The sequence below is a fragment of the Mesorhizobium sp. M1E.F.Ca.ET.045.02.1.1 genome, assembly GCF_003952485.1.
Lineage (GTDB): Bacteria > Pseudomonadota > Alphaproteobacteria > Rhizobiales > Rhizobiaceae > Mesorhizobium.
Genome location: NZ_CP034447.1, coordinates 5,021,418 through 5,036,170 on the forward strand (window position 1 = coordinate 5,021,418; position 14,753 = coordinate 5,036,170).

Annotated in this window: 15 protein-coding genes; 9 read left to right on the forward strand and 6 right to left on the reverse strand. The window is 64.2% G+C overall.

Translation table 11 applies throughout. The features are described 5' to 3' along the window. Nucleotides 1-15: 15 nt before the first annotated feature. From EJ070_RS24145 to EJ070_RS24160, 4 genes are all read left to right on the forward strand, one after another. Nucleotides 16-1,257, forward strand: a complete 1,242-nt coding sequence (locus EJ070_RS24145; protein ID WP_126093587.1) for a cysteine desulfurase — start codon at nt 16-18, stop codon at nt 1,255-1,257. Between the two features lie 5 nt (nt 1,258-1,262). Then, on the forward strand, nt 1,263-1,655 hold the full coding sequence (locus EJ070_RS24150; protein ID WP_126093588.1) for an SUF system Fe-S cluster assembly protein: 393 nt from the start codon (nt 1,263-1,265) through the stop codon (nt 1,653-1,655). A gap of 108 nt (nt 1,656-1,763) precedes the next feature. Further along, the gene (sufA, locus tag EJ070_RS24155) at nt 1,764-2,144 is read left to right on the forward strand and encodes a Fe-S cluster assembly scaffold SufA (RefSeq protein ID WP_126093589.1); all 381 of its coding nucleotides are present in this window, start codon (nt 1,764-1,766) and stop codon (nt 2,142-2,144) included. A 132-nt stretch (nt 2,145-2,276) separates the two neighbouring features. Next, nucleotides 2,277-2,684 (forward strand): GNAT family N-acetyltransferase, encoded by a 408-nt coding sequence (locus EJ070_RS24160; protein WP_245464961.1) that lies wholly within the window; start codon nt 2,277-2,279, stop codon nt 2,682-2,684. A gap of 19 nt (nt 2,685-2,703) precedes the next feature. Here EJ070_RS24160 and EJ070_RS24165 read toward each other — a convergent pair whose 3' ends face one another. Then, the gene (locus tag EJ070_RS24165; RefSeq protein WP_126093591.1) at nt 2,704-3,201 is read right to left on the reverse strand and encodes a GFA family protein; all 498 of its coding nucleotides are present in this window, start codon (nt 3,199-3,201) and stop codon (nt 2,704-2,706) included. A gap of 90 nt (nt 3,202-3,291) precedes the next feature. Here EJ070_RS24165 and EJ070_RS24170 point away from each other — a divergent pair, with 90 nt between their 5' ends. Then, complete coding sequence (locus EJ070_RS24170) at nt 3,292-3,615, forward strand: TfoX/Sxy family protein (protein WP_126093592.1); 324 nt, start codon at nt 3,292-3,294, stop codon at nt 3,613-3,615. Nucleotides 3,616-3,885: 270 nt separating this feature from the next. Here the strand turns inward: EJ070_RS24170 and EJ070_RS24180 are convergent, their stop codons facing one another. Next, on the reverse strand, nt 3,886-4,803 hold the full coding sequence (locus tag EJ070_RS24180) for a pseudouridine-5'-phosphate glycosidase (RefSeq protein ID WP_126093593.1): 918 nt from the start codon (nt 4,801-4,803) through the stop codon (nt 3,886-3,888). A 53-nt stretch (nt 4,804-4,856) separates the two neighbouring features. Next, nucleotides 4,857-5,795 (reverse strand): carbohydrate kinase family protein, encoded by a 939-nt coding sequence (locus EJ070_RS24185; protein ID WP_126093594.1) that lies wholly within the window; start codon nt 5,793-5,795, stop codon nt 4,857-4,859. Nucleotides 5,796-6,076: 281 nt separating this feature from the next. Between EJ070_RS24185 and recA the strand changes: the two genes are divergently transcribed. The 4 genes from recA (at nt 6,077) to EJ070_RS24205 (ending at nt 11,944) form a co-directional block, all read left to right on the forward strand. Continuing rightward, nucleotides 6,077-7,174: a recombinase RecA gene (gene recA / locus EJ070_RS24190; protein WP_126093595.1), complete on the forward strand. Its 1,098-nt coding sequence runs from the start codon at nt 6,077-6,079 to the stop codon at nt 7,172-7,174. A 321-nt stretch (nt 7,175-7,495) separates the two neighbouring features. Next, nucleotides 7,496-10,165 (forward strand): alanine--tRNA ligase, encoded by a 2,670-nt coding sequence (alaS, locus tag EJ070_RS24195; RefSeq protein ID WP_126093596.1) that lies wholly within the window; start codon nt 7,496-7,498, stop codon nt 10,163-10,165. A gap of 7 nt (nt 10,166-10,172) precedes the next feature. Continuing rightward, nucleotides 10,173-11,468 carry an SDR family oxidoreductase gene (locus tag EJ070_RS24200; RefSeq protein ID WP_126093597.1) on the forward strand — a complete coding sequence of 432 codons (1,296 nt, stop codon included), beginning with the start codon at nt 10,173-10,175 and terminating at the stop codon, nt 11,466-11,468. Beyond that, nucleotides 11,465-11,944, forward strand: coding sequence for a DUF2269 domain-containing protein (locus tag EJ070_RS24205; protein WP_126093598.1), 480 nt, complete (start codon nt 11,465-11,467; stop codon nt 11,942-11,944). The genes EJ070_RS24200 and EJ070_RS24205 overlap by 4 nt, the downstream gene beginning before the upstream one ends. Nucleotides 11,945-11,978: 34 nt before the next feature. On the opposite strand, the gene EJ070_RS24210 is transcribed toward EJ070_RS24205, so the two are convergent. The 3 genes from EJ070_RS24210 to EJ070_RS24220 are packed head-to-tail and all read right to left on the reverse strand — an operon-like array spanning nt 11,979 to nt 14,561. After that, complete coding sequence (locus tag EJ070_RS24210; RefSeq protein ID WP_126093599.1) at nt 11,979-12,605, reverse strand: glutathione S-transferase family protein; 627 nt, start codon at nt 12,603-12,605, stop codon at nt 11,979-11,981. A gap of 3 nt (nt 12,606-12,608) precedes the next feature. After that, nucleotides 12,609-13,346, reverse strand: a complete 738-nt coding sequence (locus EJ070_RS24215; protein ID WP_126093600.1) for a hypothetical protein — start codon at nt 13,344-13,346, stop codon at nt 12,609-12,611. Between the two features lie 3 nt (nt 13,347-13,349). After that, nucleotides 13,350-14,561 carry an NADP-dependent isocitrate dehydrogenase gene (locus tag EJ070_RS24220; protein ID WP_126093601.1) on the reverse strand — a complete coding sequence of 404 codons (1,212 nt, stop codon included), beginning with the start codon at nt 14,559-14,561 and terminating at the stop codon, nt 13,350-13,352. Nucleotides 14,562-14,753: the final 192 nt, after the last annotated feature.

Below are 14,753 nucleotides of genomic sequence, written 5' to 3' on the forward strand. Positions count from 1 at the left end.
GGCAAGGACTTCGAAATGGACCAGAAGATCGAAACCACTCCCTACGACGTCGAGGCGATCCGCCGCGACTTCCCGATCCTGTCGCGGCAGGTCTACGGCAAGCCGCTGGTCTATCTCGACAACGGCGCCTCGGCGCAGAAGCCGCAGGTGGTGCTCGACACGATCCAGCATGCCTATTCCCAGGAATATGCCAACGTCCATCGCGGCCTGCATTTCCTGTCGAATGCCGCCACGGATGCCTATGAGAAGGCGCGGGAGACGGTGCGCCACTTCCTCAATGCGCCGAGCACCGACAACATCGTCTTCACCTCCAACACCACCTCGGCGATCAACACGGTCGCCTATGGCTGGGGCATGCCGAGGATCGGCGAGGGCGACGAGATCGTGCTCTCCATCATGGAGCACCACTCCAACATCGTGCCCTGGCATTTCATCCGCGAGCGGCAGGGCGCGAAGCTCGTCTGGGTGCCGGTCGACGATCTCGGCGCCTTCCACATCGAGGAATTCGAGAAGCGGCTGACCAACCGCACCAAGCTCGTCGCCATCACCCACATGTCCAACGCGCTGGGCACGGTGACGCCGATCAAGGAGATCGTGCGCATCGCCCACGCGCGTGGAATTCCCGTACTCGTCGACGGCAGCCAGAGCGCCGTGCACATGCCGATCGACGTGCAGGATCTCGACTGCGATTTCTTCGTCTTTACCGGCCACAAGGTCTACGGCCCGTCGGGCATCGGCGTGCTCTACGGCAAGAAGCATATGCTGGAAGAGATGCGCCCCTTCATGGGCGGCGGCGAGATGATCGAGGAGGTGACGCAGGACATCGTCACCTACAACGAGCCGCCGCACCGTTTCGAGGCCGGCACGCCGCCGATCGTGCAGGCGATAGGGCTGGGCGCGGCGCTCGAGTACATGGAGAAGGTCGGCCGCGAACGCATCGCCGCGCATGAGGCGGACCTCAAGAATTACGCGCATGAGCGGCTGCGCGCGATCAACTCGCTGCGCATCTTCGGCGACGCGCCGGGCAAGGGCGCCATCATCTCGTTCGAATTGCAGGGCATCCATGCCCATGACGTGTCGATGGTGATCGACAGGCAGGGCGTGGCAGTGCGGGCGGGCACCCATTGCGCCCAGCCGCTGTTGAAACGCTTCGGCGTGACCTCCACATGCAGGGCATCGTTCGGCATGTATAACACCAGGGCCGAAGTCGACGCTTTGGCCGATGCGCTGGAAAAGGCGCGAAAGTTCTTCGGGTGACGACCATGGACGATGTGAGCACCACCGCAGAGACCGCAGCGGAAACCGCCGGGAACGGCGTCGTCTCGGCCTCGGCGATCCCCGCCGACGAGCTGGCGCGGTTGACCGACGACATCGTGTCGGCGCTGAAGACGGTCTACGATCCGGAAATCCCCGCCGACATCTATGAGCTCGGCCTCGTCTACAAAATCGACATCGAGGACGACCGCTCGGTCAAGATCGACATGACGCTGACCGCGCCGGGCTGCCCGGTGGCCGGCGAAATGCCGGGCTGGGTCGAGAACGCCGTCGGCGCCGTCGAGGGCGTTTCAGGCGTCGAAGTCAACATGGTGTTCGACCCGCCGTGGACGCCGGACCGCATGTCGGAAGAAGCGCAGGTCGCGGTCGGGTGGTATTAAGCGACAACCCGACAAGGACTGGTTGGCTTGCAGCAGAGGTGAAATTTCACCATCTTAAGGACAGACTCATTCCGCGGGCCTTGAACCCGCGCGAACGTGGAGAATGACATGGGACGCTTCGCCGTCATCACGATGACCGACAAGGCCGCCGACCGCGTGCGCGAGATCGTCGCCACGCGCGAGAATGCGCATGGCATTCGCCTCGGCATCAAGAAAGGCGGCTGCGCCGGCATGGAATACACGATCGACCTGGTCACCGAGCCGAGCGCCAAGGATGACCATGTCGAGCGCGACGGCGCGCATGTCTATGTTGCGCCTGAGGCCGCTCTCTTCCTGCTCGGCACCGAGATGGATTTCGAGCAGACGACGCTGCGCACCGGCTTCACCTTCAAGAACCCGAACCAGAGCTCGGCTTGCGGCTGCGGCGAGTCCGTCGAACTGAAGCCGGCCGATCTCAAGGCGCTTGCCGAGGCGCGTGCCTCGGCCTGAGCGGCCAATCGCGACCATTTTCTTCGAGACAGTGACCGGATGGCAGTCGAGTGCGAAACCGTGACGGCTCCACTTGCAGTGCGGCCACATGTCGTCGCCGACAATGCGGGGTTGGCACAGCTTTTCGTGGAGATGCAGCGGCACTATCATGTGCCGTGCCCATCGTTCGAAACAATCCTTGCCGATCTCGCTGGCCTGCCGGCAGGCGTGGAGATCCTTGTCGCGGAAACGGACAGGATCGTCGGTTTCGCAATCTTCTCGACGATTTATCCGGGGCCGGGCCTGCGAGGCGGCTTCTTTCTCAAGGAGCTGTTCGTTTCGAAAGCCAGTCGAGGCAGCGGCGCTGGACGCCTACTGATGCAGGCTCTGGCGCGCACCGCCCTTGAGCGCGGCCATGGCCGCGTCGACTGGACGGCGGATCGCGAGAACCAGCGGCTGCTCACCTTCTACGACAGCCTTGGCGGCATAAGGCAGTCGGAGAAGCAGTTCTTCCGGCTGACCGGAGAGGCGCTGGCGGATCTGGCAAAGGCCGGCGACTAAGATTGGCCGGCGGCCGGCCTCAATCCACCCACATCCCTGTCCGCTTGTGCCAGTCGGCGATCGATTCTTCCGGATAGACGTCGAACACCTTGTCGTTCTTGCCGATCACAGGCTCGACCCAGTTCGCCTTGTATTTCAGCATCAGATGCACCTTTTCCGGCGGCTTCGGCAGGTCGCTGTCGATTGCCGAGGCGAAGGGATGGACCAGGTCCGGCCAGGTCGGGTCGTAGAGCCATAGCGCGGCGCCGCATTTCTTGCAGAAATTGCGCTCGCCGGTCGAGACTTCGCAGCGCGGATGCTCGTCGTCCTCGATCTCGGCGCGGTAGACGCCGAGGCCGCGCTTGCCTCGGATTTTCATCGTGTCGTAGTCGGCGCCGAGGTTGATCGCAAACCCGCCGCCGCCCTGCTGCTTGCGGCAGATCGAACAGTAGCAGAGCATGAACGGCACCGGCGTGTGGCTTTCCACCTCGAAGCGGACGGCGCCGCAGCGGCAGGAGCCTTTGAGCAGGACAGGCATGGCGGGAACTCCGTTTTCAGGTTCTCAACCTGTCAGCATGCTTTTGGTTGCGGCGATGACAAGGCCCATGCCGGATGAGATGATTGCGGCATGGACAATGACCGCCTTGAAGACCTGTTCGAGAGCCTCGGACCGATCAGCATTCGAAAACTGTTCGGCGGCAAGGGTATCTATTGCCACGGCGTCATCGTCGCGGTCGTCGTGCGCGGCGAACTGCTGCTGAAGGCGGACGAGGAAACCATCCCCGATTTCGAAGCTGCCGGCTGCAGCCAGTGGACCTATACCGGTTCGCGGCACGGCAAGCAGGTGGCGATGCCCTATTGGAGCGTTCCGGACAGCGCCTTCGACGATCCCGACGAGATGGCGGTCTGGGCGCGCCGGGCTTATGAGGCTGGGCGAAGGGCGGGGAAGTGAAGCGGCAACTTTCGAGCGTCGCGGCTTGTGTCGGACTACTGGAAACGCCGAGTTCCCGCCCACCCCCTCTGTCCTGCCGGACATCTCCCCCGCAAGGGGGGAGATCAGCAGCTTTACCGCCGACGCTCTTCTTGCAGCGTTGGCGATTGGCGAAATCGGCGTTGACGTCCAATCTCCCCCCTTGCGGGGGAGATGGCCGGCAGGCCAGAGGAGGGTGCGAAGGAACTCGGCTGTCGCGATTAGCCGGGCTGCTGGACGTTCGAGTAGCTTTTACAGTGCCTTCGCGATCTCCGCCGCCAGCCGCGCATTGTTCTCGACCAGCGCGATGTTGGTCTTGAGGCTGCGGCCGCCGGTGAATTCCAGGATTTTCGACAGCAGGAAGGGCGTCACCGCCTTGCCGGTGACGCTTTGCGCCTCGGCGGCCTTCTGCGCGGCCTGGATGTAGCCATCCATCTCGGCGGCCGGGATCTCGTCATTCTGCGGCACCGGATTGGCGACGAGAATGCCGCCGCCAAGGCCGAGTGCCTGGCGCGTCCGGTAGAAATGCGCGATGTCTTCCGGCGCGTGCAGCGTCAGCGGCGCGCGGAAGGGCGACTGCCTAGACCAGAAGGCCGGCATGGTCTCGCTGCCATGGCCGATGACCGGGACGCCACGCGTTTCCAGCACTTCCAGCGTCTTTTCGATGTCGAGGATCGCTTTGGCACCGGCCGAGACGACGATGACCGGCGTGCGCGCCAGCTCGTCGAGGTCGGCCGAGATATCGAAACTCTTCTCGGCGCCCTTGTGGACGCCGCCGATGCCGCCGGTGGCGAAAACCTTTATGCCCGCCATATGCGCGGCAATCATGGTGGCGGCAACGGTGGTGCCGCCGGTGCGCCCTTGCGCGACGGCAAAACCGATATCGGCGCGCGACAGCTTCATGGCGTCGCCGGTCATGGCGAGCGATTCGCGCTCGCCATCGGACAGCCCGATCTTGATGCGGCCGTTGACCACCGCGATCGTCGCCGGCACCGCGCCGCCATCGACGATGATCTGCTCGACCTTGGCCGCCATGGCGCCATTGTCGGGGTAGGGCATGCCATGGGTGATGATGGTGCTTTCCAACGCCACCACTGGCCTGCCGGCGGCGAGCGCCTCAGCCACCGGCGGATGGATGTCGATGAAGGGGCGGGCGGTCTCAGGCGTCATGTCTGTCTCCGATCGAAGCGAAAAAAATGCTCCGGCAAGATGATCTGGTGGCCCTATGCCACCTCCCGTGCCTCCGGCACAAGGGCCAGCGCCTGCGCGAAACTGGAGGCGGTGAAGGCTGGCACTGCCTCGGCGCTCTCGATGGCGAGCGTCGCCGCGGCAACGCCTTCGCGCAGCGCCGCCCGCAGAGGCTGGCCGCGCAGCAGCGCCGCGACTGTAGCGCCCGTCAGCGCATCGCCGGCGCCAGTGACGTCGGCGACCCGTCGCGGGGCGGGCGGGTCGATGGCAAAGACGCCGGACTCGTCGAAGCCCAGCACTGGGGCGCCGCCGGCAGTGACCACGCCCGCCGTCAGCCCCACCCGCCTGAGCGCGTTGACAAGCTCCAGCCCCGACATGTCAGCGCCGGCGAGCGCCGCCGCCTCGCGGCGGTTCATGAACAGCAGCGAGAGGTTGCCGAGCAGCGGCGCCAGCCGTACGACCTTGGCCGGCGAGATGGCGATGGCGAAGATCGGCCTGTCGCCAGCCTGCGCCACCAGTCGTTCCAGCGCCGCCGTCGGCAGGTTCGCGTCGCAAAGGATCGCGTCGGCCTCAGCGATCGCCTCGCGGACCTTGGCGCGGCGGATCTGCTTGGGGAAGGCGAGGTCGTAGAGGCCCATATCGGCAAAGCCGACGATCAGTTCGCCCTCGCTGTCGATCAACGCCGTGTAGCTCGGCGTCGTGCGGTCGAGGAATACCACCGACAGGTCAGCGATACCGGCCCCGGCGATCGCCGAGGCGACCGTCTCAGCCGCCGCATCGCCGCCGCGCACCGAAAGCAGCGAGGCCGACACGCCGCGCTTCACCACGCTGCGCAGCGCGTTGAAGACGCCGCCGCCGACATCCTCGCGCATGACGCCGGGGTTGGAGGCGGCGGGCACGTAAGCACCCGACACCTGGCCGCGCCGGTCGATATGGGCGCCGCCCAGCGCCAGGATTCTTGGAGATGTCGGCATGCAGGCGTCATACCTTCGTTGATTGTTCGCGTGCGCACACTAGGTTTCCACGCATCGCCCCGCAATCGGGCCCGCGATTCGAGTCGGCTGGATATCGAAGTCTCTTTTGGGCCAGCGGCGCCGGCGCGCTCCAGGTTTAGTGAGACAAAATTAGAACAAATCCAGATATTGATTGTTTTTCAGTCAGTTGCTGCCTCTTGCCAAGCGAGAACAAAAAAGGTACAAAACGGCAGGGATCACGGATTGTCCGGCCTTCATTGACGACCAAGGGGTGATGTATCATGGCTCAGAACACTTTGCGGCTTGTAGAGGATAAGGCAGTGGACAAATCAAAGGCTCTGGATGCGGCGCTGTCGCAAATCGAGCGCGCGTTCGGCAAGGGCTCGATCATGCGGCTCGGCGCCAACGAGCAGGTGGTCGAGATCGAAACCGTGCCGACGGGATCGCTGGGCCTCGACATCGCGCTCGGCGTCGGCGGCCTGCCGCGCGGCCGCATCATCGAAATCTACGGACCGGAAAGCTCGGGCAAGACGACGCTGGCGTTGCACACGGTCGCGGAAGCCCAGAAGAAGGGCGGCATCTGCGCCTTCGTCGACGCCGAGCATGCGCTCGATCCGGTCTATGCCCGCAAGCTCGGCGTCGACCTCGAGAACCTGCTGATCTCGCAGCCCGACACCGGCGAGCAGGCGCTGGAGATCTGCGACACGCTGGTGCGCTCGGGCGCCATCGACGTGCTGGTGGTCGATTCGGTCGCGGCGCTGACGCCGCGCGCCGAAATCGAGGGTGAGATGGGCGACGCGCTGCCCGGTCTGCAGGCCCGCCTTATGAGCCAGGCGCTGCGCAAGCTGACCGCCTCGATCTCGCGCTCCAACACCATGGTCATTTTCATCAACCAGATCCGCATGAAGATCGGCGTCATGTTCGGCTCGCCGGAGACGACCACCGGCGGCAACGCGCTGAAATTCTACGCCTCGGTGCGGCTCGACATCCGCCGCATCGGCTCGGTCAAGGACCGCGACGAGGTGGTCGGCAACCAGACCCGCGTCAAGGTGGTGAAGAACAAGCTGGCCCCGCCCTTCAAGGTGGTCGAGTTCGACATCATGTATGGCGAGGGCGTGTCGAAAACCGGCGAGCTCGTCGATCTCGGCGTCAAGGCCGGCGTGGTCGAGAAGTCGGGCGCCTGGTTCTCCTACAATTCGCAGCGTCTCGGCCAGGGCCGCGAGAACGCCAAGCTGTTCCTGCGCGACAATCCGGACACGGCGCGCGAGATCGAGCTGGCGCTGAGGCAGAATGCCGGGCTGATCGCGGAAAAATTCCTCGAGAATGGCGGCTCCGAAGGCGGCGACGACGGCTTCGAGGACGAAGCCGGTGCCGTGTAGGCGGGAGCAATTCCAGGAAAGTGCGTCGCGGTTTTCCGTCCGGAATTGCGCGAGGCAATCGGCCGGAGTTTGGCCATAATCTTATTATATCTGAATATGCTTATGTAATTGAGTTCCTGGTACTGCGTTCCGAACCGCCGGCCTTCGTGTCGGCGGTTTGCGTTTGCGGGCAGCGCAGGGCCGCCGGCGACGTCTGATTTGGCCCAATTCCGTGTTTCTGGACAGGGTCAAGAGCTACGGCTAAAAGGCCAATCTATCTTCGGAACCGAAAGCCCATTTGCCGCCGGCTAAGCCGGCGGTTCTCGCGAAAAGGCAGTACTCATGAGTGGCGTGAACGACATCCGGTCGACATTCCTCGACTACTTCCGCAAGGAGGGTCACGAGATCGTCGCCTCCAGCCCGCTTGTGCCGCGCAACGACCCGACGCTGATGTTCACCAACGCCGGCATGGTGCAGTTTAAGAACGTCTTCACCGGGCTGGAGAAGCGGCCTTATTCGCGCGCTTCGACCGCGCAGAAGAGCGTGCGCGCCGGCGGCAAGCACAATGACCTCGACAATGTCGGCTATACCGCGCGCCATCTCACCTTTTTCGAGATGCTCGGCAATTTCTCGTTCGGCGACTATTTCAAGGAGCGCGCGATCGAGCTTGCCTGGAACCTGATCACCAGGGAATTCGGCCTGCCGAAGGACAAGCTCCTGGTCACCGTCTATCACACCGACGACGAGGCGGCCGGCTACTGGAAGAAGATCGCCGGCTTCTCCGACGATCGCATCATCCGCATCCCGACCTCGGACAATTTCTGGGCGATGGGCGACACCGGACCGTGCGGCCCTTGTTCGGAGATATTCATCGACCGCGGCGAGCACATCTGGGGCGGACCGCCCGGCAGCCCGGAGGAGGACGGCGACCGGTTCCTCGAATTCTGGAACCTGGTGTTCATGCAGTATGAGCAGGTGACGAAGGAAGAGCGCATCGACCTGCCGCGTCCATCGATCGACACCGGCATGGGCCTGGAGCGCATGGCATCCATCCTGCAGGGGGTGGAGAGCGTTTTCGAGACCGACCTGTTCAAGCACCTGATCGATGCCGCGTCCTCGGCGCTCGGCCACGGTCCCAATGAGGAGAACGTTGCGTCCTTCCGCGTGATCGCGGATCACCTGCGCTCGACCTCCTTCCTGGTGGCCGACGGCGTGCTACCGTCCAACGAAGGCCGCGGCTATGTGCTGCGCCGCATCATGCGCCGCGCCATGCGCCATGCGCAGCTCTTGGGCGCCAAGGAGCCGCTGATGTGGAAGCTGGTTCCGGCGCTGGTGCGCGAAATGGGCCAGGCCTATCCCGAACTGAGCCGCGGCGAAGCGCTGATCACCGAGACGCTGAAGCTCGAGGAGACGCGCTTCCGCAAGACCCTGGTGCGCGGACTCGGGCTGCTGGCGGATGCGACGGAGACGCTCGGCGCCGGCGACATGCTGGACGGCGAGACGGCCTTCAAGCTCTATGACACCTACGGCTTCCCGCTCGACCTGACGCAGGATGCGCTGCGCCAGCGCAGCATCTCCGTCGATTTGGCCGGCTTCACCAATGCGATGGAGCGGCAGAGAGCAGAGGCGCGCGCGCATTGGGCGGGCTCGGGCGAAGCGGCGACCGAGACGGTCTGGTTTCCGGTGCGCGAGAAGGTGGGCGCGACCGATTTTCTCGGCTACGAGACGGAAGAGGCGGAAGGTCTGATCCAGGCGCTGGTCAAGGACGGCAAGACTGTCGACAGCGCCGGTCAAGGCGACGCCGTTGCCGTGATCGTCAACCAGACGCCGTTCTATGGCGAATCCGGCGGCCAGATGGGCGATACCGGCATAATCTTAGGCGACGGCTTCTCGATCGAGGTTTCCGATACGCAGAAGAAAGCCGACGGCCTGTTCGTGCATTTGGGCAAGGTGACGCGCGGCACGGTCAAAACCGGCGCTGCCGTCGAGCTCAAGGTCGACCATGCGCGCCGTTCGAAGCTGCGCGCCAACCATTCCGCGACGCATCTCATCCACGAGGCGCTGCGCGAGGTGCTGGGCACCCATGTCGCCCAGAAGGGCTCGCTGGTCGCGCCCGAACGGCTGCGCTTCGACATTTCGCACAACAAGCCGATCTCACCGGAAGAGCTCGAGGATGTCGAGCGCATGGCGAACGAGATCGTCGTGCAGAACAGCCCAGTGACGACGCGCCTGATGTCGGTCGACGATGCGATCGCCGAGGGCGCCATGGCGCTGTTCGGCGAGAAATACGGCGACGAAGTGCGCGTGGTGTCGATGGGAACTGGGTTGCATGGCGCCAGGGCCAACCGGCCTTATTCGGTCGAGCTCTGCGGCGGCACGCATGTCCGTTCGACCGGCGATATCGGCCTGGTGCGCATCCTGTCGGACAGCGCAGTCGCGGCCGGCGTGCGCCGCATCGAGGCGCTGACCGGCGAGGCGGCGCGCAGGCACCTCGACGAACAGGACAGACGCCTGAAGGCGGCTGCCGCGACCCTGAAGATCTCGCCGGCCGATGTGCCGGCCCGCGTCGAGACGCTGCTCGAGGAGCGCAAGAAGCTCGAGAAGGATCTCTCCGAGGCGCGCAAGAAGCTGGCGCTTGGCGCCGGCACGGCCGTGTCCGATGCCCCGGCCGCAAACGAGACGGTCGCCGGCGTCGGCTTCCTCGGCAAGGCCGTCAGCGGCGTTGCGCCGAAGGACCTGAAGCCGCTTGCCGATGCCGGCAAGAAGACGGTTGGCTCCGGTGTCGTGGTCTTCGTCGGCGCCGGCGAGGACAACAAGGCGAGCGTGGTGGTCGCCGTCACCGAGGACCTCACAGGCCGTTTCAGCGCCATCGATCTCGTCCGCGTCGCCTCTGCCGCGCTAGGCGGGCAGGGCGGCGGCGGGCGTCCCGACATGGCGCAGGCCGGCGGCCCCGACGCGTCCAAAGCGGACGACGCTATCGCGGCGGTAAGGGCGGCGCTCGAAGCCGCGTGACGGCCCGATGAAGGTCCTCGTTCTTGGCGGCTACGGCCTGATCGGAGAAGCCGTCCTTGAACGATTGATTGAAGACGGCCACGACCTGGTCGGGCTTGGCCGTGACGTCGTGCAGGCGCGGCGGCGCAAGCCTCGTGCCCAATGGATCGCAGCGGACATGTCGCGATTGCTCGCGGCGGCGGACTGGATTCCCTTGCTGGCCGGCGTGGAGGCGGTTGTGAACGCCGCCGGTGCTTTGCAGGACGGCTCGCGCGATCATCTGGACGCCATCCATCGGCGGTCGGTCGCTGCTCTCGTTACTGCTTGCGAACAGGCCGGTGTACGCCGACTGGTGCAGATTTCGGCGATCGGCGCCGATCTCGATTCCGACAACGCATTCTTTCGGACCAAGGCCGAAGGTGATCGCGCTGTCGCGTCATCCTCCTTGGAATGGACGATCCTGCGGCCAGGCCTGGTCATCGCGCAGGGCGCTTATGGCGGAACGGCTTTGTTGCGTGCGCTGGCTGCGTTTCCATGGTTCGTGCCAGCCGTGCTTGCGGATCGACCGATCCAGACGGTGTCTGTCGCGGATGTCGCCGAGGCGGTATCGCGCGCCGTTGGCGGGTCCCTGGCGCGCGGGCAGATCATCGATCTCGTCGAGGAACGGGCCAGACCTCTTGGCGCCGTCCTCCTTGAATTCCGAGCCTGGCTCGGCCTGCCCAAGGCGCCGGTCGTGGCAGTGCCGGCGATTGTCGGCCGGCTCGCTGGCATAGTCGCGGATCGACTCGGCCTTCTCGGGTGGCGATCTCCCTTGCGCAGCGCGGCGCTTGCCGCGCTCGAGAAGGGCGTGACCGGTAACCCGAAACCCTGGGCCGAAATCACGGGCCGCCCTCCGCAGCCTTTGGAAGCAACGCTGGCGGTAATGCCGGCGCATGTTCAGGAGCGGTGGTTCGCGCGTCTTTGGCTGCTGAAGCCGATCGTGTTTGCCATCCTGTCGACGTTCTGGCTGGCTTCAGGCGTTGTCGGGCTCGCCCGGCACGATGCGGCCGCCGACATTCTCGTCTCGCGCGGCCTGCCGCCCGCCGCTGCGCTTGGAATGGTTCTTGCGGGAAGCGTAGCGGACATCGTTGTCGGCGCCGCGGTTGTCGTGCGACCCCTCGCACGATTGGTGCTGCTGGCGATGGTCGCCATCACTTTGCTCTATCTTGCGGCTGCGACCATGCTTGCCCCCGATCTGTGGCTCGATCCTCTCGGGGCCATCGTCAAGGCCGTACCCATGCTTTGCCTCGTCCTGGTGGCCTTGGCGATTTTGGAAGAGCGATGAGCCTGTGGGCCGACATATTGCGCTGGCTGCACGTGATTGGTGCCACGGTGCTGTTCGGCACCGGTGCCGGCATAGCGTTCTTCATGCTGATGGCGCAGCGGACCGGCAAGCCCGAGATCGTCGCTCATGTCGCCGGGACAGTTGTGATTGCCGACGCCATCTTCACGGCGACGGCTGTCGTGGTCCAGCCGATCACCGGCGCGTTGCTGGCGCGCGAGATGGGATGGCCACTCAGCCAAGGCTGGATCGTGCTTTCGTTGCTGCTTTATGCCGTTGCCGGCGCATTCTGGCTGCCGGTCGTCTGGATCCAGATGCGTATACGCGATCTGGCACGGCAGGCTACGCGTGAACGGGCTCCTTTGCCGGACGAGGAAAAGCGCCTCTTCCGCATCTGGTTCGCCTTCGGCTTTCCTGCCTTTGGCGCCGTGGTTGCGATCCTCTGGCTGATGGTAACCAGGCCCGAGATCGGGTTTTAGAGCCGGCCACCCGCTGCAGGCCGAGATGCCTGCGTCAACCGGCCTTCTCGGTCTTGACAAAGCTCGGGCGGGCGGCGACGCGCATGTACCACTCCTCGATATCCGCAAAGCGCGCCAGCAGATCGCGGCCTTCGGCAACCTTGACGAAATAGGCGATGATCGGTGCTGCGTGCAGGTCGGCCAGCGTCAACTGGTCGCCAAGCAGCCATGGGCCTTTCGCCTTCAGCGACGTCAGTACCTTCAACACGGTCTCGGCCTGGCCGAGCCCGCCGGCGATCAGGCTCTCATCGGCCGGTATCTTTTCCAGCCGCTCGACCGCGACGTCCCAGACCATGGCGCGGTAGCCATAGGCATCGAGCATACCGATAATCTGGTCCACCCTCGCGCGGCCGCGCGGGTCGGCCGGTTGCAGGGGCGGACCGTCGAAGGCTTCGTCGACATAGCGCGCGATCGCGCTGGTCTCGAACAGCCGAAAACCGTCATGCTCGAAGGCCGGGATGCGGCCGAACGGGTGATGCTCGAGATACCAGGCCGGAATGCCGTCGGCGGCGAATATGTCGACAGGGGCGAGCTCGTAGTCGACGCCCTTTTCCTCCAGCGTCATCCGGGCGATGCGGACATAGACGCTGTAGTCGGCGCCGTAGAGGATCGGCTTTGCCATTTGCTATTCCTCTTTGTCTTGGCTGTCCCGTACCCAGACACGCAGCGGGCCGGCGGCCTGAAAGCCGCAGGTCAGTGCTTCATCCAACCCGGCGTCGCGGTCATACGCTACCAGCGCGCGACATCCAGCAAACGCATTGGCTGCTGCCCGCACTGCATCCCGATATGTCGGACTGCCATCCGTGGCAAAGACATTTGACAACCCAGTCACCAACTCGGATCTATTGGCTATGCAGCCGGCGGCAAAGCCGTCAGCTGTCCGTCGGCCAAGGATAGCGATTGCGGGGTCGGCCAGGACTGCCGCTGGAAAGACACGGCCGTTGGAGGGACTTGCGCGATCCGCCCAGGCAAATTCCCACATCTCCAAGCTGGCAGCGTCCTCAACACGCTCCCAACCGGAAGGCGTCCTCGTCGGATGACTTAGGTCCGTCCAGATCCAGCTTGCTTCGAAGAGCTGACTGAACCCGAGCGGTTGGAGATCGAGACGGCAGAACCCGTCCTTGACCGAAAAGCTGGTAGCAAGGACGGATGTCAGTCTGGCTATTTCCGCAAGTTGGACCGCTACGGCATCGGCATCCAGAGTAGCGACATTGGGGTAGTAAGGAGGTGCTTGCCGGTCGCTCGACCAGACGAAGTCGTTCCTCAGATCACTTAGCCCATGCGCCTTGAAAATAGCCTGACAGAGATCGGCGTTATTGCCAGCGCAAAGGCGGACCCTTTCGCTGGCAACAATGCTCGGCACTTCTCACCCCATGGCCTTCTGCAGGTTCTCGTCGATCTTGTCGAGGAAGCCGGTGGTCGACAGCCAGGGCTGGTCGGGGCCGATCAGCAGCGACAGGTCCTTGGTCATGAAGCCGGACTCGACGGTCTGGATGCAAACTTTTTCCAGCGTCTCGGCGAAGCGCTTCAGCTCGGCGTTGTCGTCGAGCTTGGCGCGATGGGCGAGGCCGCGCGTCCAGGCGAAGATCGAGGCGATCGAGTTGGTCGAGGTCTCCTCGCCCTTCTGGTGCTGGCGGTAGTGGCGGGTGACCGTGCCGTGCGCGGCTTCCGCTTCCACGGTCTTGCCGTCCGGCGTCATCAGCACGGAGGTCATCAGTCCGAGCGAGCCGAAACCTTGCGCCACCGTGTCCGACTGCACGTCGCCGTCATAGTTCTTGCAGGCCCAGATGTAGCCGCCCGACCATTTCAGGCTAGAGGCCACCATGTCGTCGATCAGCCGGTGCTCGTACCAGAGTTTCTTCGCCTTGAACTCGGCCTCGAACTCCTTCTCGTAGACTTCCTGGAAGATGTCCTTGAAGCGCCCGTCATAGGCCTTGAGGATGGTGTTCTTGGTCGAGAGGTAGACCGGATAGTTGCGCAGCAGGCCGTAGTTCAGCGAGGCGCGGGCGAATTCGCGGATCGACTCGTCGAGATTGTACATGGCCATGGCGACGCCGGAGGAGGGCGCGTCGTAAACGTCATGCTCGATCACTGTGCCGTCCTCGCCGACGAACTTGATCGTCAGCTTGCCCTTGCCGGGATAGCGGAAATCGGTGGCGCGGTACTGGTCGCCGAAGGCATGACGGCCGACGACGATCGGCTTGGTCCAGCCCGGCACCAGGCGCGGCACGTTCTTCATGATGATCGGCTCGCGGAAGATGGTGCCGCCGAGGATGTTGCGGATGGTGCCGTTCGGCGACTTCCACATCTTCTTCAGCTTGAATTCCTCGACGCGGGCCTCGTCGGGCGTGATCGTCGCGCATTTCACGCCGACGCCGTATTTCTTGATGGCGTTGGCCGAGTCGATTGTCACCTGGTCGTTGGTGTCGTCGCGGTGCTGGATGCTGAGGTCGTAATAGTCGAGCTTGATGTCGAGATAAGGGTGGATCAGCTTGTCCTTGATGAACTGCCAGATGATGCGGGTCATCTCGTCGCCGTCGAGCTCGACGACCGGGTTCGCCACCTTAATCTTCGCCATGGAAAGAATGCCTCGTTGCTGGAGGATATTAACGGCCTTGCCCGCATGGTTTCGGCCGGGGTTGCGGAGCGTATATCAAAGCCTTTTTGAGCGCGCAAACCGCGATCCCTACCACTATGGACGAGTGCCGCGCTTGTGAGTGCTTCATTTTCCGGGCCGGATATGGCAGGGGACGCCGAAACGCCGCAAACC

Coding starts and splice junctions, on each gene's coding strand:
- sufA (WP_126093589.1), top strand. CDS start 1,764: ATGGGACGCTTCGCCGTCATCACGATGACCGACAAGGCCGCCGACCGC.
- EJ070_RS24180 (WP_126093593.1), bottom strand. CDS start 4,803: ATGACGCCTGAGACCGCCCGCCCCTTCATCGACATCCATCCGCCGGTG.
- EJ070_RS24220 (WP_126093601.1), bottom strand. CDS start 14,561: ATGGCGAAGATTAAGGTGGCGAACCCGGTCGTCGAGCTCGACGGCGAC.
- EJ070_RS24185 (WP_126093594.1), bottom strand. CDS start 5,795: ATGCCGACATCTCCAAGAATCCTGGCGCTGGGCGGCGCCCATATCGAC.
- EJ070_RS24170 (WP_126093592.1), top strand. CDS start 3,292: ATGGACAATGACCGCCTTGAAGACCTGTTCGAGAGCCTCGGACCGATC.
- EJ070_RS24150 (WP_126093588.1), top strand. CDS start 1,263: ATGGACGATGTGAGCACCACCGCAGAGACCGCAGCGGAAACCGCCGGG.
- EJ070_RS24210 (WP_126093599.1), bottom strand. CDS start 12,605: ATGGCAAAGCCGATCCTCTACGGCGCCGACTACAGCGTCTATGTCCGC.
- EJ070_RS24145 (WP_126093587.1), top strand. CDS start 16: ATGGACCAGAAGATCGAAACCACTCCCTACGACGTCGAGGCGATCCGC.
- EJ070_RS24200 (WP_126093597.1), top strand. CDS start 10,173: ATGAAGGTCCTCGTTCTTGGCGGCTACGGCCTGATCGGAGAAGCCGTC.
- EJ070_RS24205 (WP_126093598.1), top strand. CDS start 11,465: ATGAGCCTGTGGGCCGACATATTGCGCTGGCTGCACGTGATTGGTGCC.
- EJ070_RS24165 (WP_126093591.1), bottom strand. CDS start 3,201: ATGCCTGTCCTGCTCAAAGGCTCCTGCCGCTGCGGCGCCGTCCGCTTC.
- recA (WP_126093595.1), top strand. CDS start 6,077: ATGGCTCAGAACACTTTGCGGCTTGTAGAGGATAAGGCAGTGGACAAA.
- alaS (WP_126093596.1), top strand. CDS start 7,496: ATGAGTGGCGTGAACGACATCCGGTCGACATTCCTCGACTACTTCCGC.
- EJ070_RS24160 (WP_245464961.1), top strand. CDS start 2,277: ATGCAGCGGCACTATCATGTGCCGTGCCCATCGTTCGAAACAATCCTT.